Origin of the sequence: Martinezella lusitana, from assembly GCF_014207095.1 — a bacterium.
GTDB classification, from domain to species: domain Bacteria; phylum Pseudomonadota; class Alphaproteobacteria; order Rhizobiales; family Rhizobiaceae; genus Rhizobium; species Rhizobium lusitanum_B.
In genome coordinates this window covers 266,109-288,654 of the sequence record NZ_JACHBG010000002.1, presented here as the reverse complement: position 1 = coordinate 288,654, position 22,546 = coordinate 266,109, and the positions used below count along the sequence as shown (strand labels likewise).

Here is a 22,546-nt window from a genome sequence, read left to right as displayed (position 1 = left end):
TTGCGCCAAGCCGTTGCCAAGGCAAACCGCGTCGGCGCATGCCTTTTTCCGTCTATAGGACCGAAAGCGGCAGCCGCCTATAGGCTTGACGGCCAAAAGCGATCGAAAGCCGATCTGCAAACATGAGGTCGAATCGTGTCAAAAAGCGGTCGAAGGGTGCAAGATAGGGGGCGACTGCGACGATTGGGGCCACGCCAGCATCGTTCGACACGAACAGGGGCATGGCGGCACGGGCGCGCTGCACTGCTCCTCTTGGCAAGTTCGGCGGAAAAACCTGCGCGCCATCCATGCCGGAAGCCTTCACGCAAATAGGTGCCAAGCCCTGATTGGTCACTTCGAAACGGCCGTCCCAGACGCCGGCCGCGCCAGGGGCAAGCGCTAGCGGCTCGATGTTGCGGCTTTCCCGCATCAGAAAGAGCGCCTCGCGGCGCAGATCGAAGACCACGCCGCCTACCGTCCGCCGCCCGGGAATACCGGCATTCACAAAATCCCGAACACGCTCCATTTGCTTGCGGCCAGGCCCATAGGCCCCTCCCCCGAACACGGCCGTCAGGTAAGAGAGCGCATAGGCGATAACGGCAGGATCTGCGGAGAATGCCGCCCTACGAATGTCACAAAGCGCTTCGGCATGAACGGTCACATGCTCATCCAACCAGGTCGCCGCCTTTTCGGCCAACGCAGTGCGCTTTGCACCAATGTTCGCGGCAAGGACAAGAGGTGGCTGCACAGCGAGATGCATACGTGTCCGCACGCGCTCGTAGCGGGTATCCTCGTTGCTCGGGTCTTCGAGCCAGGATACCCCATATTCTTCGAGATAAGCGCGGATATCGGCCCGCGTGCATGAAAGAAACGGCCTGACGATCCAGATGCGGCGATCGAACAACATTGCATCCGCGATGCCGGTGCCGCCCTCGTCCTTCGCCTTACCTCCACGTGCGCGTCGCATGGCAAGCGTCTCGCGCTGATCGTCGGCTGTATGAGCGGTAACGATCACATCGGCTGAGATCTCACCGGCAAGGTCGGCCATCAGCTCATAGCGCGCTTCGCGGGCGGCGGCCATAATGCCGCTTTTCGGCTTGTCGCCGTCCCAACGGCGGGTGAAATGGGAAATGCCACGTTGGGCACAGAGCGCGGCAACCTTCAGCGCTTCATCTGCAGCGCCTGCGCGCAAACCATGATCGATGGTTACGGCAGAAAGAGTGACTTTCGAATGGAGAGAGGAGTTCAGCTGCTCGGCAAGGGCGATCAATAGCCCGGTAGAATCACTACCGCCGGAGATGGCGACGAGAATGTGAGCAGGCTTTACAAGCGAACGAAGAAACTCGGCTGCGGCGGCTTCAGGCGCAAGGGCTGTGGCGGCGGCGGTCACAGCAACGTCAGACATGGCATTCAGCAGGCAAGACGCTTCTGTTCGCTTGCAACTTTGCTGGTCACGGCCTTGGAAGCCTTGGGATAACGCTTGCCGACTTCGCGAAGAGTGGCGCAGGCGGTGTCCTTGTTGTCGAGCGCGGCGAGCGACATGCCGAGCTTCAGGAGCATCTCAGGAGCCTTCTCCGAAGTGCTGTATTTCTGATGCGCATTCAGAAAAGTCTTGGCGGCATCGTTGTACTTGCCCTGCGAATAGAGCGCTTCACCGAGCCAGAAATTCGCATCGGCAGAGCGCGAGCTGCTGGGATAGCTGTCGATATACTGGCGGAATTCCCGTTCGGCGACACTGTAGTCGCCGGACAGGACGTGGCCATAAGCTGCCTTGTACTGATCGTTCTCGTTGCCGAGCGACGCCGTCTGCGCCCCGGAACCGGAACTGGGCGGCGCGCCGGAACCGTTATTTGTGCCGGTAGACGAACTGCCCACTTCACTGCCGCTTTGATCGAACTGGATCGAGCCGAGCTGCGACGGCGGCTTGCCCGTGCTGGAGCCCCGCTGGGGAGCTGCGCCGGCGTTCTGCGAATCGCCGATGACACTGGCAATGTCATCCTGCTGCCCGCCAGAACTTTGCGCCGGCACATCGGCCTCGCTCTTCTTCATTGTCCCGCCGCTTGCCGGCGCGCCACCGCGCTTTTCCAGCTGCTGGAAGCGGAACTCGTTGTCTTCCTGCGTCTTGCGGATCTGCTCCTGCATTTGCAGCAGCTGATAGCTCATCTCCTCCACGCGACCGTTCAACTGGCGCAGCTGATCTTCAAGCCGCTGCAGACGAACCTCGGCGTCGCTGCTCTGCACCTTAACGACCGGCGCACGGTTATATTGTGCTTGTCTCTGATACTCGCTGTTGGGCGCCGACTGTGCGGAAGCGTCACGGCCTCCGAGGTGGATTCCAAACAGCGACAAGGCAGAGGCATCCCGCTCACTACCTGCAAAGGCAGCGAGACACAGCATGCTCGCCACGACAAGTTTTCTCATATGGATCGTCCTGTCTCATTGATTCTTCGGGCCAGAGGCTCGAACAGGAGATTTTTACAATTGCTCTCAAAAAGCAACGGAGTTCGGCCAAAGTGTGGTCAAAAAAACAAAGGCGGCCGCAAGGACCGCCTCATGCATTTCGAGCAGTCGTTTGACCTATCAGGAACCGGCGCCGTTAAGCACGGTGACCGAACGACGGTTCTGCGACCAGCAGGAGATATCATCGCAGGTCGCGACCGGACGTTCCTTGCCGTAGGAGATCGTCTTCATGCGCTTGGCCGGAACGCCACGCGAAGCGAGGTAGTCCTTGGCGGCAGCCGCACGGCGAGCGCCGAGAGCCAGGTTGTATTCGCGCGTACCGCGTTCGTCGGCATGGCCTTCGACGGTGATTGCGTAGTTCGGATAGCGAGCGAGCCACTGAGCCTGACGGTCGAGCGTCTGAGCGGCGTCAGCGCGGATCGAGGTGCTGTCGGTATCGAAGAAGATGCGGTCGCCGACGTTAACGGTAAAGTCCTGCGGCGAGCCCGGAGTAGCGCTGCCCGCACCACCGTTCAGGCCAAGACCGTTAGCATCGTTCGGCAGACCCTTCTTGGAGGCGCAGCCAGCCAGCGAAAGGCCGACGAAAAGCGCGATCATGATCGGATTGCGAGCGAGGTTTTGCATATGGCCAACGGCCGGGGTTGCGATGCGGCTCATTGCCGGTCTCTCCTTAGTCTCTATCAGGGTTGCCAGACTGTAACCGGGTTCGGTTAATCCGATTCCAACAAATATGGTTAATGATGTCCTAAAATTGTCCGGAACCGGTCAAGTCACAGGACTTTGCGGCGATAAAGTGGCGAACGCTCCACTACTCGAGCAGCGGCGACCAGGCGGGATCGGAAGAAAAGCCCGGCGTGGGGATTTTCTGCTCGTTGTAGCCGGTCAGGTCGATGGAGAAGAGCTGCGGGCCACCGGAGCCGGCGGGCTGGCGGTAGAACATGATGACGCGGCCGTTCGGAGCCCAGGTCGGGCCTTCGTTGTGGAACCCGGTCGTCAGCAGGCGTTCGCCCGAACCATCTGTCTTCATGACGCCGATGGAGAAGCTGCCGCCGGACTGCTTGGTGAAGGCGATGAGGTCGCCGCGCGGCGACCAGACCGGCGTCGAATAGGAACCGTCGCCGAAGGAAACGCGGCGCTGGTTGGAGCCATCCGCACCCATCACATAGATTTGAGGCTTGCCGCCGCGATCGCTTGTAAAGGCGATCTGCGAGCCGTCAGGCGAATAGGAGGGCGAAGTGTCGATGGCAGCCGTCGAGGTCAAACGCGTGGTGGTGCGCGAACGCAGGTCCATCGTGTAGATGTTGGCGTTGCCTTCCTGCTGAAGGCTCATGATCACGCGCTGGCCATCCGGCGAGAAGCGCGGCGAGAAGGTCATGCCGGGGAAATTGCCGACCAGTTCGCGCTGACCCGTCTGCAGCTGCAGCAGATAAACGCGCGGCTGCTGGTTGGCGAAGGACATGTAGGCCACTTCCTGGCGGTTCGGCGAGAAACGCGGCGTCAGCACGAGATCGCTGCCGTCAGTCAGCATGCGAACATTGGCACCGTCCTGATCCATGATCGCGAGCTGCGTCTTGCGGGCCGTCTTCGGGCCGCTTTCGGCGACGAAAACGACGCGGGTGTCAAAATAGCCCTTCTCACCGGTGATCTTCTGATAGATCGCGTCGGCGATGATGTGAGCGACACGGCGCCAGTTGTCGGGCTGCGCGTAGAACTGCTGGCCGATCATCTGACTGTTGCCAAAGGTGTCCCACAGGCGGAACTCGGCGCGAAGACGACCGCCTTCCTGCGTCACGCGGCCGGTCACCAGAGCCTGCGCGTTGATGGTCGTCCAGTCCTGGAAGCGCGGCGTCGAATCCGGGTTGCTGATCTTCTCAATGAAGGCCTGCTTGTTGATCGGCGCGAACAGGCCGGAACGCTGCAGATCGGCTGCGATCACGCCCGAGATCTGCGGACCGAGACTGTCATTCGACAGAAGATCGGTGATCGCGATCGGCATGGGCTGGACATTGCCCTTGTTGATGTTGAGCTCGACCACGGCATAGGCCGGGGTTGCGAGGGCTGCCGTCAGGCCCGCCAGCACCAGCAGGAGACGAACGAGGGAATTTCTGATCATATGTGCCAAGCCTTTCAGCATTAATTCGTCAGATAGCCGGACCGAAGTTGATGGTGACTTCTTTCCAGTCGTCATATTGATCTATTGGCAGTTTCTTGAACGGAGCAGACCGGAGCACAGCTCGCACAGCGGCTGTCGTTATGGCTTGCTGTGTCGCCTTGGGGCCGCCGGTAACCGTAACTTTTGGCTTACCGACGATCTCTCCGTTTCGGCTGAGCCTGAGATGCAGCCTGACACGGACCTCTTTAGCTCCCGTCATGCCCGGCATGACGTTGAAGTTCTTCGCAAGATCCTCGCGCAAGCTGTTCAGCGCCGAATCCTGATGCCGCCGCGCATCGCTTCCCGCCTCTGCCGACAGAGCGCCCGTCAGCACCAGCGCCAAAGCCAGGAGCAGGCCCAAGCCTGTGCGCGAACAGTGGTTCGTCAAAAGCTGCATACCTCGCATCACATCCCCAGGTCCGCTGCGCTGAAGTTGACGACGACTTCCTGCCAGTCGTCATACTTATCCGCCGGAAGAATCGTCATGAACTCAGATTGCGCGCGAAGGACAGCGCGTACAGCAGCGGATTGCATGGCCCCCTGCGTCGACGCCGGTCCACCGCTCGTCGTTGCCTCTGGCTGACCGACGATCTGCCCGGATTTATCGAGCTTGAAATGCACCTTGATTCGCACGTCGCCTGCGCCTTCGAGCCCGGGAGGAAGGTTCCAATACTTCTGGATCAGATCACGCAAACCGTCCTGTTGGCTCTGGCTAAGCTTGCCTGCGCCAAGCGATTTCATCCCGCCGCGCGAGGCGACCTGCGTTTCCGCGCCAGCGGAAGCCTGTTGGGAAGATCGCTTCGCGCCGCCCTTCGAAGAGGTGTTGTTTAGAAGGTCGCTGATCTGGTCAGCGAGACCGTCATCCAGGCCCTTGTTGGAGGCTTTGGCAACTTGGCGCTTCTTGTCAGCATCCTTCTTGCCGTCATCGTTGGATGTGGTCTTGCTGGTGCTCTGTGTCGTCGTCTTGTCTGTCGGCTTCGCTTCAGCCACCTTCACGTCCGGCTTCGGCACCGGCTTGACTTCGGGCTTCTGTTCGGCAGTCTTCGGTGGCGTCGGCTGCGGCTTTACATCCGGTACGGGAACATTGTTCGGCAACTGGATTTCAGCCTGCTGCGTCGGCTGTTGGGCTGGCGGCGGTGTCGGCGTTACGTCGGCTTTCGGAGTAGGAGGCGTCGGATCGGTCTTAGGCGCCGGAGTGGGCGTCACATCCGGCTTCTGCTGCGGAACAGCGGCTACTTCCTTCGGCGCAGCCTCTGTGTCCTTCTGCTCTACGGTCTTGACGTCGTTCGGCCGCGGATCATTCTGCGGAACGGGCGCATCCACCTTCTTCGGCGCCAATGCCGCGGTGTCGCTCTCCGGTCGCTGTGTCGGCACGACCGGGTTCTTGATATCAACCTTGTTCTCGCCAACGTTCTGGGCGTTGGCGACCTGGTCTTGCTTCGTGGTCTGCTTGCGCGAGACGTGATCCGTCACCGGAGCCTTCTTCTCGCCCTGCTGGAGCTGGTCTGCCGGCACGATGTCGACATCCATCGCCGTGCTTTCCGGCGTCGCCAACGGCGCCGGCGCACTCAGCGTCACCATGGCGCCAATCAGCACCAGGACGTGAAAAACCGCAGATGTGGCAAGACTGCGCTTCATGGCGATTCGTCAGTGATCCGTTATCTGCTGCGTGACGAGGCCGATATTCTTGTAACCGGCTTCCTGGATGCGCGACATGACATCGGCGATGACGCCATAAGGCGCCTTGCCGTCACCGCGGACGAAAATGCGTTCGTTATAACCGGTGGTTGCGATCGCCTGCAGCTTTGCGGCGATCTCGGTCACGTTGAGCTGCGTTTCCTGCAGAAAGACCTGACCGTCGGCCTTGATCGAGATGGTGATCGGCTGGGTCTGGGCGTTCAGCGCGCCGGCCTGCGTTTGCGGCAAGTCGATCGGCACGCCCGATGTCATCATCGGCGCAGCCACCATGAAGATGATCAGCAGCACGAGCATGACGTCGACGAGCGGTGTCACGTTGATTTCGGAAATCGGGCCACCTCGGCCTCCGCCGCGACGACCGCCTCGGCGGCCACCGCCGCCACCATTGCCTCCAACAGACATTCCCATGTGAATACTCCGGTTCTGTCCGCTACTTACTGCGCTGCCTGGCGCGGCTGCAGCTTCTCATCGATCTGGCGCGAAAGGATGGCGGAGAATTCATCCGCGAAACCTTCCATGCGTGCAGAGAGCTTGCCGGCGTCGCCCGAGAACTTGTTGTAGGCGATAACGGCGGGAATAGCCGCGACCAGACCGATGGCGGTTGCCAACAGCGCTTCGGCGATACCCGGCGCGACAACCGCGAGGTTGGTCGACTTCGAACCGGCGATCGCCTGGAACGAGGTCATGATACCGACAACCGTACCAAACAGGCCGATGAACGGGCCGGCCGAACCGATGGTCGCAAGCGATCCGAGACGAGCAGTCAGGTGTTCCGATTCGCGCGCGAGGGTGACATCCATGGCGCGGTCGATACGCATCTGCAGGCCGATCGGCGAACGTGCGCCGCGCTCGAACGACTTCTTCCACTCGCGCATGGCCGAGACGAAGATGGCGCTCAAGCCGGTATTGTTGCGCTCGGAAAGAGTACGGTAGAGTTCTTCGAGCGACTGGCCGGACCAGAAGACCTGCTCGAACTGATCGAATTGGCGACGTGCCCGCGCATAGCTCAGATACTTGTCGATGACGATCGCCCAAGTCCAGACGGACGCGGCCAGAAGGCCGATCATGACGAGCTTGACCACCAGGCCCGCCTGCATGAAGAGCGACCAGAGGGTGATGTCCGGTGTGGTGGCCGCTGCCAATGCTACTTGTTCCATTGATCCAAAATCCCCGAATCCAAACGCCCGGCGCTAGACCGGGCGGCTAAAAGTGATCTCACAAGAAATGTTTGGCAGCCGCCGCTGAACGCCCTGGTCAAGCCTTCCAAGCTTACAATTGCCTTCTTGCCGTCAAATTTGGTCAAAGGAAGGCGTGCACCGCACAAACTCCGACGAAAGCAGTAAGACACTATTATGGTTAAAAGAATGTTAGCGTCGAACCATGAAGGATTTAGCTGCGAAGGAAGATTATTCTAGCTCCAGGGAAGAACTGACCGGACGAAACCGGCGACAAACGCAGACATGACTTGCGCGCCAAATTCCTTCACATAAAACTCAAGTTATTGCAAGCGCCGGCAGGCAAATAGCGATCCCCTGCCCGCCTAGGCTGGCAGCCCAGCCATCGAAAGCCTTGCTAGCCAGCGGCTTCCGAAGCGGTGAGCATCTGCGTCGCGAGCTTTTCCGGCAGCCGCCGCGGCCTGCCCTTGGCATTGATCACGGCAATGATGACCTTGGCTGCGATCAGCAAAGTATCGTCGCGGCGTATTTCCTGGGAAAGCACCATCTTGGCACCGCCGGCCTTTTCGGTGACGGTGCGGATCGTCAGCACGTCATCCATGCGCGCCGGTCCCTTGAAGTCGATCTCCATGCGATGAACGACGAAGACCAGCCCTTCTTCGTCTGCATTCAGCAATTCGCGCTGTTCCACTCCGAGACAACGCAGGTAGTCCGTGCGGCCCCGCTCGAGGAAATGCAGGTAGCGCGCGTGATAGACGAGGCCGGAAAAATCCGTATCTTCGTAATAGACTCGCTGCACCAGCCGGTGGCTTCCGGCTTCCAGTTCCCCAGCTATCAGAAAGGGGCTGTTCATTGTTGCCGCATCTCCTTGAATGTCCGGCACCTCTTTGGCCGAACTTCTGCCATCAAGCAAGCTTTGAACAATTGTCATAAACTCCGACTATCCGGAATGATGCCGGACAGCGGATCGGCGCAGAAGGAAAAACCTCATGAAAATAGCGGTTATGGGCGGCGACGGATTCATCGGTTGGCCAACCTCGCTCCATCTCTCCGATGCCGGTCATGAGGTCCACATCCTCGACAATCTCTCCCGTCGCTGGATCGACACCGAACTGGGCGTCCAGTCGCTGACGCCGATGGATTCGATCCAGGAACGTACCCGCATCTGGCATGCCGAAACCGGCCGACGCATCCATTTCAATCTGATCGACCTCGCCAAAGACTACGAACTCCTGAAGACGTGGCTGGCCGAACATCGCCCCGATGCCATCGTCCATTTCGCCGAGCAGCGCGCCGCCCCCTACTCGATGAAAAGCGACCGCCACAAGAACTACACCGTCAACAACAACGTGAACGCGACGCATAATCTGCTGAACGCGTTGGTCGAGCTCAATCTGGACGCACATCTCGTGCATCTCGGCACGATGGGTGTCTACGGCTATTCCACCATCGGCGCCGCCATCCCCGAAGGCTATCTGCCTGTCGGCATCGATACGGTTGATGGCCGCACGGTGAGCCAGGAGATCCTTTACCCGGCCAATCCCGGCTCGATCTACCATATGACGAAATGCCTCGATCAGCTGCTCTTTCAGTTCTATGCCAAGAATGATGGGCTCAGGATCACCGACCTGCATCAGGGTATCGTCTGGGGAACGCATACGGAGCAGACGCGCCGGCACACGCAGCTGATCAATCGCTTCGACTATGACGGCGACTATGGCACGGTGCTGAACCGCTTCCTGATCCAGGCGGCGATCGGTTATCCGCTGACCGTGCACGGCAGCGGCGGCCAGACCCGCGCTTTCATCCATATCCAGGATTCGGTGCGCTGCATCGAGCTTGCGCTGAAGAACCCGCCGGCCCGCGGCGCCCGTGTCGAAATCTTCAACCAGATGACGGAAACCCACTGCGTGCGCGACCTCGCCGACATGATTGCAAAGATCAGCGGCGCGGAAATCGTTCGGCTGCCGAACCCGCGCAAGGAAGCGCCGGAAAACGAGCTGATCGTCAAGAACGACAAGTTTCTCGACCTCGGATTGTCGCCGACCACGCTGGAGGCCGGCCTGCTCGGCGAAATCGTCGATGTCGCCAGGAAATACGCCTATCGCGTCGATCGCTCGCGCGTCCCCGCCGTCTCTGCCTGGACGAAGGATCTCGCCGCGACGGTCAACCATGACCCAGAAGGCAAGAGGTTGAAGTCCGTGTCATGATGCTCGGAAGCGAAATGCTGCAGGGGCTGCGCCCCCACACCCGCCCTCGCTCAGGCCAGGCATTCGTGACCCTTGTCACGAATGCCGACTATGCCATGGGCGCGCTGGCGCTGGCGCGCTCGATCGTTCGGACCGGCACCAAGGCCGATATCGTCGTGCTGCATACCGCCGGCGTGCGCGAAAGCGACCTCGCTCCGCTCGCGGCGCTCGATTGCCGCCTCATCGAAGTCGAACACCTGCCCCTCTCCGAGGGCTTCAACGAGCGACATGCGCGCGGCAACCTTCATGCCGCCGCCCCATTCACCAAGGGCCGCAAGCCATCCTTCCACACGCCGCTCGACAATTTCTGCAAGCTGCGGCTCTGGCAGCTCATCGAATACGATACTTGCGCCTTCATCGATGCTGATGCGCTGGTGCTGCGAAATGTCGACAGGCTTTTCGACTATCCCGAATTCTCGGCCGCCCCGAACGTCTATGAGAGCCTCTCCGACTTTCATCGACTGAACTCCGGCGTCTTCGTCGCCAAGCCATCGCTTGCGACATTTCAGGACATGCTGCAACGGCTCGACCGGCCTGATGTCTTCTGGCGCCGGACGGATCAGACCTTTCTTGAGTCCTTCTTCCCGGAATGGCACGGCCTGCCTGTATTCATGAACATGCTGCAATATGTCTGGTTCAGCATGCCCGACCTCTGGAACTGGAACAGCGTCTCGATCCTGCACTATCAGTATGAAAAGCCCTGGGAGGAAAACCATCCCAAGGCCGAGCTGCTAAGGCCGCTGATCGACCTCTGGCATTGCTTCCATACGGGGCAAGGCGTGCCGGACATCGCGACGCTCGCCAATCCAAAAGAGGCGGCATGAAGGTTCTCATATCGGGAGGAACAGGTCTTGTCGGCCGATACATCGCCGAGGAGTTGCTGTCGGCCGGCTACAAGATCGCGGTTGGGGGTCGCAACGCTCCGGAAGCAGGCTTCTTCTCACGGCCGGTTTCCTTCGTGCCGCTGAGTCTCGACCCCCAAGAGGACCAAAGCCAAGTCTTCGACGACGCCTATGTCTTTGTGCACGCGGCCTTCAGCCATGTGCCTGGCAAATATCGCGGCGGTGAGGGAGAGGACCCGGATGGGTTTCGCCGGCTCAATCTGGACGGCACGATCAAGCTGTTCGAGACTGCGAGAAAGGCTGGCGTTCGGCGTTGCATCTTCCTATCCTCGCGCGCCGTCTATGGCGATCGGCCTGCAGGGGAGACATTGACCGAGGCAATCAAAGCGATGCCGAACACTCTCTACGGTGAGGTAAAACGCGACGCCGAGCATGCCCTATTCTCGCTCTCCACACCTGGCTTTGCCACGGCGAGCCTGAGAGCGACCGGCGTCTACGGCGACCTGCGACCGAACAAATGGGACGGGCTGTTCGACGATTATTTGCATGGTAGATCGGTCACCACACGTGCAGGAACGGAAGTTCATGGGCGAGACCTGGGCCGCGCCATTCGTTTGCTGCTGGAAACGGAAGCTGGTCGGATCGACGGTGAAACCTTCAACCTGTCCGATATTCTCACCGACACCCATGAGATTCTAGGTCATCTTCAAAGCGCGACACGCTGTCCCCACCCATTACCGGCACCTGCGCCTCGAGAAGCGGTCAACACCATAGATACGTCGAAGATCCGAGCGCTTGGATGGCAGGGTGGCGGCGAGACTTTGTTCCGGCAAACGATAGAGAAGCTAGCCGAGACGACGACCTAGCAGCCCAATATCAGCGCATCAGCTTCGTCTCGTCCCATCCGAGCGCCGCCAGCTCCCCGCCCCTGAACCGCGCATCGTCGGCAACGACAAATTCGTCGAGCTGCGGCGGCGCAACGCTCGTTCCGGCCAGCATGGCATGCACCTGGCCGCGATGATGCGTCTGATGCTGAAACATATGGTTCAGCACATCGTCCGCCCTCTCCCGCTGAACGCGGCCCGTGCGCTCGATATCGACGATCCGCACTGCCGCATCCGGCGTCAGTCTCTCGCAGAAGGCGACTAGCCTGCCGTCGACCTCGACCTGCTGCGCCGTCAAATCACCCAGCCGGTCATAAGGCTCCTCGATGTCGAAGGCTTTGAGGCCGAGTCTTCCGCTTTCCAGCGCATCGACATAGAACCAGTCCACCGTCAGGATGTGGTTGAGGGTCGACTTGATCGACGGAAAGAAGCTGACGCGCTTTGCCTCGAACTCGCCAGGCAGCAATGCCGCGCAAGCGCGATGCAGCCGGATATTTGCCAGCGCATTGTTATAAGCAAGCCTTCGAAAGCTCCGAACGGGGTCGAAACCAGACATCGAATCCTCTCCCTAACCTTGGTCGAGATCGCCGTCGCGCCAGACGAGATGACGCGGCGTCAGCGGCAGATCTTCGATCTCCTCGGCAATGAAATAGGGCGGGATATCGAGTGCAACCAGCGCCTCCCGCGTCGCCCGCACCCATTTGAATTCCAGATCGTTGTCGCCGTCCTGCACGCGATGCACGATCTCCTGAGGGTCGAACGGAAAGCTCGCGGGTATCTCCATCAGGTAATAAAGGCCGAGCTCGTGCCAGTCGCGCTCCTCGTAGTGAAAGAAATTTTCGACCGACCAGAGAAGCCTCATGACCGTGGCATCCACGCCAAGCTCCTCCTGCATTTCCCGCCGCAGCGTGTCCTCGGAGGTCTCCCCGATCTCCGCCCGGCCGCCCGGAAAGGTCCAGAAGCTCTCTTGCACGGCTCTATGGACCAGCACATGCCCGTCGCGAAAGGCGAGGCCCGCCACACGCATCTGGAAGCGCGAGCGCCCCGCATTCAGTCTGATCAGCTTGCGTTTCGACATGATCCCTCAACCCATATCGATGACGACGATCTCGGGCGGGACGCCGAAGCGAACCGGCATGATAGAGCAGCCGAGGCCGCCGGAGACGATGATGTGACGCTCCTCCTCGATGATATGGCCATAGACATATCTGTCGCCATAGCGCGACGGCGAATAAGGCGACCAACCGAAGACCCGCACCTGCCCGCCATGCGTATGCCCGGAAAGGGTCAGCGACACCCTCGGCGGCACATCCGGAAAGACATCGGGCTCGTGAGCAAGCAGGATAACAGGCGCATCGTCGGTAATTTGAGCCAGCGTCCCGCCGAGATCATGGAGCCCCTGGGTGAAAGGCCGCTTCCAGCGGATGCTGCGCCTCAGCGCCAGCTGATCCTCAAGGCCGGCGAGCCAGAACCCCTGCCCGTCCTTCTCCAGACGCGCCGAGCGATTGGAATAGACTTCGATCCCGACGCCGCCCAGGGCCCGATGGCTGAATGTGGGGCCACGGCCGCTTCTTTGAGCGGCGGCATCGTGCCACCAGTCGTGGTTGCCGAGGATGGCATGGACGCCGAGAGGCGCCTTCAATGTGGCTAGCTGCGCCGCCCACACGCGATGATCGACCCTGCCCGTGATCAGATCGGTCCCGGACGTATAGTCGCCGAGCAGGACGATGATGTCGCCGCCAAGCTCGTTGGCACGGGCACAGATCGACCCGATGCGCTCGGCCGTCATCCACGGTTCGCACGCATGGAAGTCGGCAAGCGCCACGATCCGAAGCTTCAACCCCGGCGTCCATCCAGGCGGCGTCAGCGCATAGCGGGTCACATCCAGCCTGATGACGGGCTCATAGCCGAGCGCATAGCCTCCGAGTGCCATCAAGCCGAATACGCTGCCGCCGAACAGCTTCAAAAAGGCACGACGGCCGAGCAACTCAGTCCCCCTCCTGGAACAGCCGGAACTGGGCTGCCTCCAGATCCTTGGGCGGCTGCATATCGAGATGCTTCCAGGCAATCGCGGTCAAGACGCGGCCGCGGGGTGTGCGCTGAATGAAGCCCTGCTGGATCATATAGGGCTCGATGATATCCTCGATTGCATCGCGCGGCTCGGAAAGACCGGCGGCGATGGTTTCGATACCGACGGGGCCGCCACCGAAATTGACGGCGATCATATTGAGGTAGCGCTTGTCGAGCTGATCGAAGCCGACATTGTCGACGAGGAGCCGTGTCAACGCCTCGTCGGCAACCTCCCGCGTCACCGCCTCGACCTTGGCCACTTCTGCGAAGTCGCGCACGCGGCGCAGCAAGCGGCCGGCGATACGCGGCGTGCCGCGGGCCCGGCGCGCAATCTCGCGCGCACCCTCGTCGGTCATGCCGAGCCCCATCAGCCTCGCGCCACGCCGCACGATCAGTTCCAGCTCCTCGACGGTATAGAAGCTCAGGCGGACAGGAATGCCGAAGCGGTCGCGCAACGGCGTCGTCAGCAAGCCGAGACGGGTGGTGGCAGCAACCAGCGTGAACTTGGCGAGATCGATCTTCACCGAACGCGCCGCCGGCCCTTCGCCGATGATGAGATCGAGCTGAAAGTCCTCCATGGCCGGATAAAGGATTTCTTCGACTGCCGGGTTGAGGCGGTGAATTTCGTCGATGAAGAGCACGTCGCGCTCTTCGAGATTGGTGAGCAGCGCCGCAAGATCGCCCGCCTTGGCGATGACCGGGCCGGACGTGGAGCGGAAGTTGACGCCGAGCTCCTTGGCCATGATCTGCGCCAGCGTCGTCTTGCCGAGACCTGGCGGGCCGACGAACAGCACGTGATCCAGCGCTTCACCGCGCCCCTTGGCCGCCTCGATGAAAACCTTCAGATTGGCGCGCGCTTCTGCCTGGCCGGTAAACTCGTCCAGCGATTGCGGCCTGAGCGTCGCATCGATGTCTTCGCCACGCTTTTCCGGCGATATCAGACGTGCGGCTTCACTCATGTCAGCGGTTCCATTCCAGATATGCGTTTCCCGGCGCTCCTGCCGAATGCGGCGGCCATTCCGCCACGCTCAAGATAGTCTTCGACGAGAGAGCACTCCATGGCGATCTAGCGATTTTGAGACAATAGTAAGGAAAGCGGAGGGTGCAAAGCCTCAACGCGACAGTTCCTTTAGGCCAAGACGGATCAGCTTGGCACTATCGGCACCCTCGCCGGCCGTCTTCAAGGCTGCGGCCACGGCATTGGCGGCCTGATCCCGCGAATAGCCGAGATTGGTGAGCGCCGATACGGCATCCGCAACGGGCGCTGCGGCAACGCCTTCGCCCAACTCCTGCTTGAGCCCGATATTGGCGGCATCGCCAGCAAAGGCCGGCGCCTTGTTCTTCAGTTCCGTTACAATGCGCATGGCAACCTTCGGGCCGACGCCCGGCGCCCGCGAAACTGCGGCACGATCCTGCAAGGCGATCGCATTGGCAAGCTCGGCCGGCGTCAGCGTCGATAACAGCGCCAGCGCTACCTTCGCACCGACGCCCTGAACCGTCTGCACTATATTGAACCACTCGCGCTCCAGCGCCGTCATGAAGCCGAACAGCCGGATCTGATCTTCGCGGACATAGGTCTCGATGAAGAGAATGCAGGCCTCTCCGACGGAGCCGAGCTTCGACAGCGTCCGGGCCGAGCAATAGGCGACATAGCAGACGCCATGCACATCCACGAGCACATAGTCTTCGCCGATCTCTTCGATTGTGCCTTTCAGCTTGCCGATCATGAATGGTGTCCGTCAGGAGTGGGTTTAGCGAACGGGTTGAAGCGGTTACGAAGCCTTCGCGGCTGCCAGAAGCGACGCTTGCCGCAGCCGGCTGGCGCCGCGGTTGTGGGCATGGCAGACGGCAATGGCGAGCGCATCGGCCGCGTCATTGCCCTTGAATTCCACTTTGGGCATCAGGATCTTCAGCATCATGTGGATCTGCTGCTTCTCGCCGTGACCGACGCCGATGACCGCCTTCTTGACCGCATTCGGAGCATACTCCGAGACCGGCAGGCCTGCCCGCGCCGGAACCAGCATAACGACTCCGCGGGCCTGGCCGAGCTTCAGCGTTGCCACCGCATCCTTGTTGACGAAGGTCTGCTCGACGGCGGCCTCATCCGGCTGATAGCTGTGAACGACCTCGGCAAGCCCATCATGCAGCTGGCATAGACGGGATGCGAGATCCATGTCGCCATCCGAAGTGACGGTTCCCGAGGCCACGAAGCGAAGCGAGTTGCCAAGCGTATCAATGATGCCCCAGCCGGTGCGCCGAAGGCCCGGATCGATGCCGATGATGCGAATCGTATTCTGCATAAGCCAACCTATCTTTCGGGCTGAAGATGTGCCAGCAAAATGTGAACAAAACAAAAACAAGACACAGATTGGACCGCCAGCGCCACGCTGAAACATCGTGACGAAATTGCGGCGGCGGGGTTTGGAATAGGCGGACCGCGCTCCTACATGTTGGAGCGACCCTCCCTTCCACCACGCAGGTTTCTTGCCATGGTTCCCTTTTCCATCCTCGATCTTTCGCCCGTTGCCGAGGGCAGCACCATCCGCCAGTCCTTCGAGAGCTCGAAGCGCATGGCGCAAAAGGCGGAAGAGCTTGGCTACAACAGGTTCTGGCTCGCCGAGCATCACGGTATGCCGGGCGTTGCCAGCGCCGCGACTTCAGTCGTGATCGGCCACATCGGCGCAGCGACCTCGCGCATCCGCATCGGTTCGGGCGGCGTCATGCTGCCGAACCATTCACCACTCGTCATTGCCGAGCAGTTCGGCACGCTGGAAGCGCTGTTTCCCGGTCGCGTCGACCTGGGGCTTGGCCGTGCGCCCGGCACCGACATGCGCACCGCCCAGGCCCTGCGTCGCAATATCGATGCCGGCGCGCAGAGCTTTCCGCAGGATATCGTCGAGCTACAGCACCTCTTCAGCCCGGCTGATGACAACCAGATCATCCTCGCTGTTCCCGGCCATGGCGCCAACGTGCCGATCTGGCTGCTCGGCTCCAGCCTCTATAGCGCCCACCTCGCCGCCATGCTCGGCCTGCCCTATGCCTTCGCCTCGCATTTCGCACCAGATTCGCTGCTGGACGCCATCGCCATATACCGCGACCGCTTCACGCCTTCGGCCACGCTCGACAAACCTTATGTGATGGTCGGCGCCATGGGCTCCGTCGCAGATACCGATGAGGAGGCGCGATATCATTTCACCTCTGCGGAACAGCAATTCGTCAATCTGCGCCGCAACGTGCGCGGCCCCTTCCCCCGCCCACGCAGCGACATGGACGATTTCTGGACGCCGATGGAGAAGCTGAATGTGGAAAATACGTTGCGCTACGCCGTGGTCGGCTCCCCTGCGACGGCCGAAGCAAAGCTCTCGCGCTTTATCAAGGACACGGAGGCCGACGAAGTCATCATTTCGATGCCGGTCCATGATATCGAGGCCCGCCTGAAATCGGTGGAACTCTTCGCGACGCTTCCAAGCTTCAAGAAGGTCTCCTGATTTTCGGAAGCAGGCATTTGTGCGGTGAGCCGATCTTATATACGCGGCTCACCGAATGACCAACGGGCTCAAGCCACGAGCCTCGTGTTCCAATGACGCCGGATGAGCATGTCGAGCGACAGCTTGCCGGCGCCGGCGACGATCAGCGCGAACATGCCGCCTGCGATCGCCAGATCCTTTTCGAAGTGCAGCAACTCATTGTGGCTGGCGAAGTTGGTGTGAAAGAGCAGCGCCGTCAGCACGCAGAACAAGCCGAGGCCAAATGCCGCCAGCCTCGTCATCAGCCCGAGCGCAATGGCAAGGCCGGCGCCTAGTTGCAGCGCGATTGTTGCAATCGCGATGGGGGCTGGAACACCGAGCTTGGCCATAACCTCCAATGCATTGTCGAAATTGCTGGCGAGTTCAATGCCTTCTTCCAGGAAGAGCAGTGACAGCAATATGCGGCCGAACAACAATGCCATGTCGGCCATGTTCACAAGAACGGCACTCTCCTCTTCGAATTCCATGGCTTGTCTCCTTCCCGTCGATATCCGCGCGCTCCGGTCCTGCCCGGCGGCATCCTCTCGACTTGGTCGAGCGAAATGCCGCCGGATCGGTTGAAGCTGCGGGCTAGTTGGTTCCCTTGGCTGATATCGCCTTGGTCAGATCTTCGAGCTCTTCGCATCCAGCCGGGCAGAGCTTGGTCAGCGCGGCAAGCTGCTCGCGAGCCTTGGGCATGTCGCCGGTCTCGACATAGAGCTCACCGAGATATTCATGCGCGCCCTTGTGATCCGGCTGCAGTTCGAGAGCCTTGGTGTAGTAGGTCAGCGACGTCTTGAAATCACCGGTCTTGCGCAGGGTGAAGCCCATCAGATTGTAGACGTCGGCCTGCTGGTGTTCCTCTGCAATGTCCCTGAGCTCAGTGAGCGCGCCGGCATAGTCCTTCGCATCGATCTTCGCGCGCACCGAGGTGAGGTCCGGCGCATCGGTCGATTCCATATTGTCGACGGCAAAGGCGAGGCCTGCCGTTGCGCCCGGAAGGATGGCAACGGCGCACAGGCCGGCGATCCCGAAAATGGCATGTCTGAACATGGTATTTGCTCCTGTTTTGGCCGCTCAGGCCTGAATGGTGGGGGTGAATCCGTAGGCATTGCCGTCCTTGACGAAGGTGCCGGAGCCCGGGAATGGAAAATGCGAGCCGCAGATCCTGATCTTGTCGGCAATGACGCGATCGATCAGCTTGCGGCGGGTTGCGACGGCCATCGGGCCGTCCTGGTCATAGGCGCCTTCCCATTCCGGATGGGGCGCGAGCAGCGCCGGCACATACATGATGTCGGCCGAAACCATCAGCTGCTCACTGCCGCCATCGATGAGGAAGACGGAATGACCGGGCGTATGGCCGTAAGCGGCCAGCATGTGCACGCCGGGTGCCACTTCGGCATTATCGTCGACCAGCTTCCAGTTCTTCCATTTCGGAAAGACGGAGGCGATACGCCGGCCGGCTTCCTTGCGTCCCTCAGCCAGTTTGTCGACACGGCCGGGATCGGTCCACCAGTTGAATTCGGCGGCATTGACGATCAGCTCGGCATTCGGGAAGACGGCGGCGTTCGTCCCCTTTTCCATCAGGCCCCAGACGTGGTCCGGATGGAAATGCGAGATCATGATCGTATCGATCTTCTTGTAGTCGATGCCGGCTGCGGCCATGTTGGCCGGCAGATGCGTGGCATTGGTCTGCCACTGGCCGACACCCGAGCCGGCATCCATCATGATCTTGCGTCCGCCGATATCGAGAACGACGACGGTCAGCGGAATGGGCATGAAGTCTGTCGTCAGGCCGGCCTTGGAGAGCGCTTCCTTGGTATCATCGACCGAAGCATTCTTGATGAAGGCCGGATCATGCGGCTTGCGCCAGATGCCATCATAAATGGCCGTCACCTCGATCGAGCCGACCTTGTATTTATGGAAGCCGACCGTCGGCTCCAGCGGCGTGGCGGCAAAGGCTTGCGGGATGAATTCGAGCTTCGACGACAGACCGAAGGCTGCCGCAGCTACAGCCGTACCGAGAACGGTGCGGCGGGTCATATCAAACATCGCAATATCTCCTCAGGGTTATGGCTTTCGAGCCAGGCGGAGGACGCTTCAAATCGCGACCGTCCACTGAGGAAGAAGATCAATGGCAATGAGCGCTTATTCCCAACCGCGCGAAGAATTTTCCCAAACCATTGAGATATATGGCATTATTTTTACCGACATGGATTGAAGCGGTGGAGACGCGGGCGTCCGCATCCGGGCTCTGCAATTTTCTGCATCCGATCGGGAATAAAACTCACGCGGGCGTGATCTAGTATCGCAGGCAACATTGCAAGCACCGTATCCACGGCTTACAGTCGGTATCGGCGTTTTGCGGGGATCATGATGACAGACGCCCGAATGATGACTTCGATGACGCTCGGCGGCCAACTCCACACATGGACTTGGAACTGGCCGCAAACGACCGCGATGCGCCGGCTGGCGCGACTTCTGGCCCGCCTGCGCGCCTTCTTTGCGCAGCCGAAACCGGCCCATCACGCCATCCTCATGGCGGTGGCAGAGCCGACGGCCAATGCCGGGTCGCAACACCTTGCAATCTCCTCTCCCGACGAGACCATGCGCCGCTTCCAGCGCACCATCATCCCGCATCTGGACGCCGCCTATAATTTCGCACGCTTCCTGAGCCGGGATGCCGATGCTGCGCAGGATATCGTGCAGGAGGCATATCTGCGCGCCTATCGCGGCTTTGGCGGCTTTCGCGATGGCGATGCCCGCGCCTGGACCTTCACCATCGTCCGCAATTGCTACCATGCCTGGCTGCAGGAGGGCCGGCGCAAGACCCGCTACGAACAGCCGATGACCGACGAAAGGGATCGGGACGAAGGCTCGCCCTCCCCCGATCCGGCCTCGGAGGAGGATACGCCGGAAGCCGCCTTCATCCGCAAATCGGAAACACAGCGGGTGCGCGCGGTCATCAACATGTTGCCTGATGCCATGCGCGAGGTTCTGGTTCTGCGCGAACTCGAGGATCTTTCCTATAAAGAGATTGCCGACATCATCGATGCGCCGATCGGCACCGTCATGTCGCGCCTCGCCCGCGCCCGCCGCGATTTCGGCGAAGCATGGCGCACCCTTGAAGAAAAGGGGGCGGCGCAATGAGCAGCAGAAAGCACGATGATCACAGCGAATGGGCGGACCTGCTGCACGGCTTCATCGACGGGGAATTGGACGCAACCAACGCAGCGCGTTTCGAGGCCCATCTGGCGACGTGCGCCGAATGTGCCGGGGAGATGGAGAACGCCATGATGGTCAAGCGTCTTTCCGCACGCGAGGGTGTGAAATGGCAAGCACCGGACACCGTCCATGCCCGCGTTCAGGCCGCACTTTCGCTGGAACAGGCGATGACGAAGCGCGCGGCGGCGGTGATCAACACGGAAAGCCCATGGCGGCGCGCTTGGCGGTTGGTTCGCGAATGGAGCTTCGTGCCGTCTCTAGGTGTTCTGGCCGCGAGCCTTATGCTGGTGCTGAACGTGCCGCAGCAGAGCCAGACGATCGAGGATCAGCTTCTTTCAAGCCATGTGCGCTCGATGCTGGCTGATCATCTGACCGACGTGCTGACCTCCGACCAGCACACTGTCAAGCCATGGTTCAACGGCAAGATCGATTTCTCGCCGCCCGTGGTCGATCTGGCGACACAGGGTTTCCCTCTCGTTGGCGGCAGGGTGGACTACCTCGACGGCCGGGTAGTCGCAGCGTTGATCTATCGCCGGCACGGTCATGTCATCAATCTCTTCATCTGGCCCGCCACCTCGGAAACTCGCAGCAATGCCGAGAAGGACGGCTACAATTTCGTCGAATGGCATGCGGACGGGCTAGTCTTCTGGGCCGTCTCCGATGTCGCCGCCGCCGATCTTGCCACGTTCCGCGACGATTTCATCCGCGCAACAAACCCATGACGCACAAAAGCCGGCCGCATCGCTGCAGCCGGCTTTTTGATGGATCTCGATGGATCAGGCCGAGAGCTTGGCCAGAACTTCTTCCGAGACTTCGAAGTTCGAATAGACATTCTGAACGTCGTCGTCGTCTTCGAGGCTGTCGATGAGCTTCATCAGCGACACAGCCTTTTCTTCATCGACCGGCACATTGTTCTGCGCGCGCCAGATCGCCTTGACCGTTTCGGCTTCGCCGAGCGTCGCTTCGAGCGCCTTGGCGACTTCACCGAGAGATTCGAACGCGCAGATGATCCAATGACCTTCTTCGTCGCTTTCGACATCGTCAGCGCCAGCTTCGATCGCCGCTTCCATCACCTTGTCGGCATCGCCAACAGTCGCCTTGTAGGTGATCTCGCCGACGTGATCGAAGGAGAAGGATACCGAACCGGTTTCACCAAGCGCACCGCCGGCCTTGGTGAAGATCGAGCGGACATTGGAAGCCGTGCGGTTGCGGTTGTCGGTCAGCGCCTCGACGATGATCGCCGTGCCGCCTGGACCATAACCCTCATAGCGGATCGCATCGTAATTCTCGGTGTCGGCGCCGGACGCCTTTTTGATGGCGCGATCGATATTGTCCTTCGGCATCGACTGCGCCTTGGCGTTCTGAATCGCCAGACGCAGGCTTGCGTTCATGGTCGGGTCGGGCAGGCCCGATTTGGCAGCGACCGTAATTTCGCGCGCCAGCTTCGAGAACATTTTCGAACGCACCGAGTCCTGACGACCCTTACGGTGCATGATGTTTTTAAACTGTGAATGGCCAGCCATGGCACCCCTGTTCACGTCTTTTGTTGGGAATGGCTGCCTTATAAGAGCGAAGCGGCCTTCATTCAAGTAAAAAGCCGGGTAACGGCGGCTGCAAGAAGCCTTCCGCCGCCATTCCTATGGTTTGACGGCAAGCCTTCCCGCCTGGATATCCGCAACGGTTTCCATGGCCTTGTTCAATCCTTCGAGCGACGCGCGTGAGTCCTTGATTACGGATCGTAGATCGGGCGACCAGTCATTGATGGCGCCAACGCGCGCCAGGAAAGTGCTGCCGCTTCTCATCTGGTGAATGATCCGGCTTGCCGAAACGCAACCCTGTGTGTCCGTAGCAACCGCCGGATGGCTATCAACCCTGATCAACGCCGTCATCCCCGGCGCATCATGCAACAAGGCACAGACGCGTTGGGGTTTTGGTGAACTACCGTAGTCAATGAACAAAGCCCCCGCCAGGGAGGTAATGCTGCAATTGCGTTTGCCGGTCATTGCATCGGTCTGGCATGACACGCTCCAATTACCGGCGGCCAACAGATTGGCGCTTTTGCCAACAGAAACCGTTCCCTGACTGAATTTTTGTATGCGGTAGCCATCGGATGTCGTGCTGACCGGATTAGGAGACACGCAGCCCGATAGTGTCGCGGCTATGATGGCAGTCAAAAGAACCCGATTCATGCGCTTCCCCCAACGGTACAGCGCAATCAATCATGACGAGTGGAAGTTGCAAAGACGGCGAAACACATTTCCCGGCAAAAATTGCTCAGGCTCGTCCGAGTTGTCGCCGAACCGCCT

The 22,546-nt window shown here is 60.4% G+C and carries 26 protein-coding genes; 6 read left to right on the top strand and 20 right to left on the bottom strand.

Going from position 1 to position 22,546, the window contains the following annotated elements:
• Nucleotides 1–52 precede the first annotated feature (52 nt).
• The 9 genes from tilS to ybgC all read right to left on the bottom strand — a co-directional run bounded on the left by tilS (nucleotide 53) and on the right by ybgC (nucleotide 8,317).
• Entirely contained in the window at nucleotides 53–1,384 is a 1,332-nt protein-coding gene (tilS, locus tag GGD46_RS05965) for a tRNA lysidine(34) synthetase TilS (protein ID WP_184702744.1), read from the bottom strand.
• A 5-nt stretch (nucleotides 1,385–1,389) separates the two neighbouring features.
• Nucleotides 1,390–2,400 carry a tol-pal system protein YbgF gene (ybgF, locus tag GGD46_RS05960; RefSeq protein ID WP_184702743.1) on the bottom strand — a complete coding sequence of 337 codons (1,011 nt, stop codon included), beginning with the start codon at nucleotides 2,398–2,400 and terminating at the stop codon, nucleotides 1,390–1,392.
• 159 nt (nucleotides 2,401–2,559) lie between these two features.
• Entirely contained in the window at nucleotides 2,560–3,096 is a 537-nt protein-coding gene (gene pal / locus GGD46_RS05955) for a peptidoglycan-associated lipoprotein Pal (protein WP_184702742.1), read from the bottom strand.
• A gap of 151 nt (nucleotides 3,097–3,247) precedes the next feature.
• Nucleotides 3,248–4,552 carry a Tol-Pal system beta propeller repeat protein TolB gene (gene tolB, locus GGD46_RS05950; RefSeq protein ID WP_184702741.1) on the bottom strand — a complete coding sequence of 435 codons (1,305 nt, stop codon included), beginning with the start codon at nucleotides 4,550–4,552 and terminating at the stop codon, nucleotides 3,248–3,250.
• 28 nt (nucleotides 4,553–4,580) lie between these two features.
• Nucleotides 4,581–4,988, bottom strand: a complete 408-nt coding sequence (locus GGD46_RS05945; protein WP_184702740.1) for a cell envelope integrity protein TolA — start codon at nucleotides 4,986–4,988, stop codon at nucleotides 4,581–4,583.
• A gap of 8 nt (nucleotides 4,989–4,996) precedes the next feature.
• Nucleotides 4,997–6,229 (bottom strand): hypothetical protein, encoded by a 1,233-nt coding sequence (locus GGD46_RS05940; RefSeq protein WP_184702738.1) that lies wholly within the window; start codon nucleotides 6,227–6,229, stop codon nucleotides 4,997–4,999.
• Between the two features lie 9 nt (nucleotides 6,230–6,238).
• Nucleotides 6,239–6,697 carry a protein TolR gene (gene tolR / locus GGD46_RS05935; protein ID WP_184702736.1) on the bottom strand — a complete coding sequence of 153 codons (459 nt, stop codon included), beginning with the start codon at nucleotides 6,695–6,697 and terminating at the stop codon, nucleotides 6,239–6,241.
• Between the two features lie 26 nt (nucleotides 6,698–6,723).
• A complete protein-coding gene (gene tolQ / locus GGD46_RS05930) occupies nucleotides 6,724–7,446 on the bottom strand; it encodes a protein TolQ (RefSeq protein ID WP_184702734.1) in 723 nt (240 codons plus the stop codon).
• A gap of 415 nt (nucleotides 7,447–7,861) precedes the next feature.
• The gene (gene ybgC / locus GGD46_RS05925; RefSeq protein ID WP_184702732.1) at nucleotides 7,862–8,317 is read right to left on the bottom strand and encodes a tol-pal system-associated acyl-CoA thioesterase; all 456 of its coding nucleotides are present in this window, start codon (nucleotides 8,315–8,317) and stop codon (nucleotides 7,862–7,864) included.
• Nucleotides 8,318–8,453: 136 nt separating this feature from the next.
• On the opposite strand from ybgC, the gene GGD46_RS05920 reads away from it, so the two are divergent.
• The 3 genes from GGD46_RS05920 to GGD46_RS05910 are packed head-to-tail and all read left to right on the top strand — an operon-like array spanning nucleotide 8,454 to nucleotide 11,421.
• Nucleotides 8,454–9,674 (top strand): NAD-dependent epimerase/dehydratase family protein, encoded by a 1,221-nt coding sequence (locus GGD46_RS05920; RefSeq protein WP_184702730.1) that lies wholly within the window; start codon nucleotides 8,454–8,456, stop codon nucleotides 9,672–9,674.
• Nucleotides 9,671–10,537, top strand: coding sequence for a glycosyltransferase (locus tag GGD46_RS05915; protein ID WP_184702729.1), 867 nt, complete (start codon nucleotides 9,671–9,673; stop codon nucleotides 10,535–10,537). Before GGD46_RS05920 ends, GGD46_RS05915 begins: the two co-directional genes overlap by 4 nt.
• A complete protein-coding gene (locus GGD46_RS05910; protein WP_184702727.1) occupies nucleotides 10,534–11,421 on the top strand; it encodes an NAD(P)-dependent oxidoreductase in 888 nt (295 codons plus the stop codon). The genes GGD46_RS05915 and GGD46_RS05910 overlap by 4 nt, the downstream gene beginning before the upstream one ends.
• Before the next feature lie 10 nt (nucleotides 11,422–11,431).
• Here the strand turns inward: GGD46_RS05910 and GGD46_RS05905 are convergent, their stop codons facing one another.
• The 6 genes from GGD46_RS05905 to ruvC form a co-directional block, all read right to left on the bottom strand.
• On the bottom strand, nucleotides 11,432–11,995 hold the full coding sequence (locus tag GGD46_RS05905) for a DinB family protein (RefSeq protein WP_184702725.1): 564 nt from the start codon (nucleotides 11,993–11,995) through the stop codon (nucleotides 11,432–11,434).
• A 12-nt stretch (nucleotides 11,996–12,007) separates the two neighbouring features.
• The gene (locus tag GGD46_RS05900; protein ID WP_184702723.1) at nucleotides 12,008–12,517 is read right to left on the bottom strand and encodes an NUDIX hydrolase; all 510 of its coding nucleotides are present in this window, start codon (nucleotides 12,515–12,517) and stop codon (nucleotides 12,008–12,010) included.
• Nucleotides 12,518–12,523: 6 nt separating this feature from the next.
• A complete protein-coding gene (locus GGD46_RS05895) occupies nucleotides 12,524–13,426 on the bottom strand; it encodes a metallophosphoesterase (protein WP_184702721.1) in 903 nt (300 codons plus the stop codon).
• Nucleotide 13,427: 1 nt separating this feature from the next.
• Nucleotides 13,428–14,468 (bottom strand): Holliday junction branch migration DNA helicase RuvB, encoded by a 1,041-nt coding sequence (gene ruvB, locus GGD46_RS05890; RefSeq protein ID WP_184702720.1) that lies wholly within the window; start codon nucleotides 14,466–14,468, stop codon nucleotides 13,428–13,430.
• A 153-nt stretch (nucleotides 14,469–14,621) separates the two neighbouring features.
• Nucleotides 14,622–15,236, bottom strand: coding sequence for a Holliday junction branch migration protein RuvA (ruvA, locus tag GGD46_RS05885; RefSeq protein WP_184702719.1), 615 nt, complete (start codon nucleotides 15,234–15,236; stop codon nucleotides 14,622–14,624).
• A gap of 45 nt (nucleotides 15,237–15,281) precedes the next feature.
• Nucleotides 15,282–15,809 (bottom strand): crossover junction endodeoxyribonuclease RuvC, encoded by a 528-nt coding sequence (ruvC, locus tag GGD46_RS05880; RefSeq protein ID WP_184702718.1) that lies wholly within the window; start codon nucleotides 15,807–15,809, stop codon nucleotides 15,282–15,284.
• A gap of 189 nt (nucleotides 15,810–15,998) precedes the next feature.
• On the opposite strand from ruvC, the gene GGD46_RS05875 reads away from it, so the two are divergent.
• Nucleotides 15,999–16,997 (top strand): LLM class flavin-dependent oxidoreductase, encoded by a 999-nt coding sequence (locus tag GGD46_RS05875; RefSeq protein ID WP_184702717.1) that lies wholly within the window; start codon nucleotides 15,999–16,001, stop codon nucleotides 16,995–16,997.
• 68 nt (nucleotides 16,998–17,065) lie between these two features.
• Here the strand turns inward: GGD46_RS05875 and GGD46_RS05870 are convergent, their stop codons facing one another.
• The 3 genes from GGD46_RS05870 to GGD46_RS05860 all read right to left on the bottom strand — a co-directional run bounded on the left by GGD46_RS05870 (nucleotide 17,066) and on the right by GGD46_RS05860 (nucleotide 19,067).
• Entirely contained in the window at nucleotides 17,066–17,503 is a 438-nt protein-coding gene (locus tag GGD46_RS05870) for a DoxX family protein (protein ID WP_184702716.1), read from the bottom strand.
• 103 nt (nucleotides 17,504–17,606) lie between these two features.
• Complete coding sequence (locus GGD46_RS05865) at nucleotides 17,607–18,068, bottom strand: tetratricopeptide repeat protein (RefSeq protein ID WP_184702715.1); 462 nt, start codon at nucleotides 18,066–18,068, stop codon at nucleotides 17,607–17,609.
• Nucleotides 18,069–18,092: 24 nt separating this feature from the next.
• On the bottom strand, nucleotides 18,093–19,067 hold the full coding sequence (locus tag GGD46_RS05860) for an MBL fold metallo-hydrolase (RefSeq protein WP_184702714.1): 975 nt from the start codon (nucleotides 19,065–19,067) through the stop codon (nucleotides 18,093–18,095).
• A gap of 342 nt (nucleotides 19,068–19,409) precedes the next feature.
• Between GGD46_RS05860 and GGD46_RS05855 the strand changes: the two genes are divergently transcribed.
• Both GGD46_RS05855 and GGD46_RS05850 read left to right on the top strand, forming a co-directional pair.
• Nucleotides 19,410–20,165, top strand: coding sequence for a sigma-70 family RNA polymerase sigma factor (locus GGD46_RS05855; protein ID WP_184703225.1), 756 nt, complete (start codon nucleotides 19,410–19,412; stop codon nucleotides 20,163–20,165).
• A complete protein-coding gene (locus tag GGD46_RS05850) occupies nucleotides 20,162–20,962 on the top strand; it encodes an anti-sigma factor family protein (protein ID WP_184702712.1) in 801 nt (266 codons plus the stop codon). The genes GGD46_RS05855 and GGD46_RS05850 overlap by 4 nt, the downstream gene beginning before the upstream one ends.
• A gap of 54 nt (nucleotides 20,963–21,016) precedes the next feature.
• On the opposite strand, the gene GGD46_RS05845 is transcribed toward GGD46_RS05850, so the two are convergent.
• Both GGD46_RS05845 and GGD46_RS05840 read right to left on the bottom strand, forming a co-directional pair.
• Nucleotides 21,017–21,763, bottom strand: coding sequence for a YebC/PmpR family DNA-binding transcriptional regulator (locus GGD46_RS05845; RefSeq protein WP_184702710.1), 747 nt, complete (start codon nucleotides 21,761–21,763; stop codon nucleotides 21,017–21,019).
• Between the two features lie 114 nt (nucleotides 21,764–21,877).
• Nucleotides 21,878–22,429, bottom strand: coding sequence for a hypothetical protein (locus GGD46_RS05840; protein WP_184702708.1), 552 nt, complete (start codon nucleotides 22,427–22,429; stop codon nucleotides 21,878–21,880).
• Between the last annotated feature and the right edge of the window lie 117 nt (nucleotides 22,430–22,546).

Coding starts and splice junctions, on each gene's coding strand:
- tilS (WP_184702744.1), bottom strand. CDS start 1,384: ATGTCTGACGTTGCTGTGACCGCCGCCGCCACAGCCCTTGCGCCTGAA.
- ybgF (WP_184702743.1), bottom strand. CDS start 2,400: ATGAGAAAACTTGTCGTGGCGAGCATGCTGTGTCTCGCTGCCTTTGCA.
- pal (WP_184702742.1), bottom strand. CDS start 3,096: ATGAGCCGCATCGCAACCCCGGCCGTTGGCCATATGCAAAACCTCGCT.
- tolB (WP_184702741.1), bottom strand. CDS start 4,552: ATGATCAGAAATTCCCTCGTTCGTCTCCTGCTGGTGCTGGCGGGCCTG.
- GGD46_RS05945 (WP_184702740.1), bottom strand. CDS start 4,988: ATGCAGCTTTTGACGAACCACTGTTCGCGCACAGGCTTGGGCCTGCTC.
- GGD46_RS05940 (WP_184702738.1), bottom strand. CDS start 6,229: ATGAAGCGCAGTCTTGCCACATCTGCGGTTTTTCACGTCCTGGTGCTG.
- tolR (WP_184702736.1), bottom strand. CDS start 6,697: ATGGGAATGTCTGTTGGAGGCAATGGTGGCGGCGGTGGCCGCCGAGGC.
- tolQ (WP_184702734.1), bottom strand. CDS start 7,446: ATGGAACAAGTAGCATTGGCAGCGGCCACCACACCGGACATCACCCTC.
- ybgC (WP_184702732.1), bottom strand. CDS start 8,317: ATGAACAGCCCCTTTCTGATAGCTGGGGAACTGGAAGCCGGAAGCCAC.
- GGD46_RS05920 (WP_184702730.1), top strand. CDS start 8,454: ATGAAAATAGCGGTTATGGGCGGCGACGGATTCATCGGTTGGCCAACC.
- GGD46_RS05915 (WP_184702729.1), top strand. CDS start 9,671: ATGATGCTCGGAAGCGAAATGCTGCAGGGGCTGCGCCCCCACACCCGC.
- GGD46_RS05910 (WP_184702727.1), top strand. CDS start 10,534: ATGAAGGTTCTCATATCGGGAGGAACAGGTCTTGTCGGCCGATACATC.
- GGD46_RS05905 (WP_184702725.1), bottom strand. CDS start 11,995: ATGTCTGGTTTCGACCCCGTTCGGAGCTTTCGAAGGCTTGCTTATAAC.
- GGD46_RS05900 (WP_184702723.1), bottom strand. CDS start 12,517: ATGTCGAAACGCAAGCTGATCAGACTGAATGCGGGGCGCTCGCGCTTC.
- ruvB (WP_184702720.1), bottom strand. CDS start 14,468: ATGAGTGAAGCCGCACGTCTGATATCGCCGGAAAAGCGTGGCGAAGAC.
- ruvA (WP_184702719.1), bottom strand. CDS start 15,236: ATGATCGGCAAGCTGAAAGGCACAATCGAAGAGATCGGCGAAGACTAT.
- ruvC (WP_184702718.1), bottom strand. CDS start 15,809: ATGCAGAATACGATTCGCATCATCGGCATCGATCCGGGCCTTCGGCGC.
- GGD46_RS05875 (WP_184702717.1), top strand. CDS start 15,999: ATGGTTCCCTTTTCCATCCTCGATCTTTCGCCCGTTGCCGAGGGCAGC.
- GGD46_RS05870 (WP_184702716.1), bottom strand. CDS start 17,503: ATGGAATTCGAAGAGGAGAGTGCCGTTCTTGTGAACATGGCCGACATG.
- GGD46_RS05865 (WP_184702715.1), bottom strand. CDS start 18,068: ATGTTCAGACATGCCATTTTCGGGATCGCCGGCCTGTGCGCCGTTGCC.
- GGD46_RS05860 (WP_184702714.1), bottom strand. CDS start 19,067: ATGTTTGATATGACCCGCCGCACCGTTCTCGGTACGGCTGTAGCTGCG.
- GGD46_RS05855 (WP_184703225.1), top strand. CDS start 19,410: ATGACTTCGATGACGCTCGGCGGCCAACTCCACACATGGACTTGGAAC.
- GGD46_RS05850 (WP_184702712.1), top strand. CDS start 20,162: ATGAGCAGCAGAAAGCACGATGATCACAGCGAATGGGCGGACCTGCTG.
- GGD46_RS05845 (WP_184702710.1), bottom strand. CDS start 21,763: ATGGCTGGCCATTCACAGTTTAAAAACATCATGCACCGTAAGGGTCGT.
- GGD46_RS05840 (WP_184702708.1), bottom strand. CDS start 22,429: ATGAATCGGGTTCTTTTGACTGCCATCATAGCCGCGACACTATCGGGC.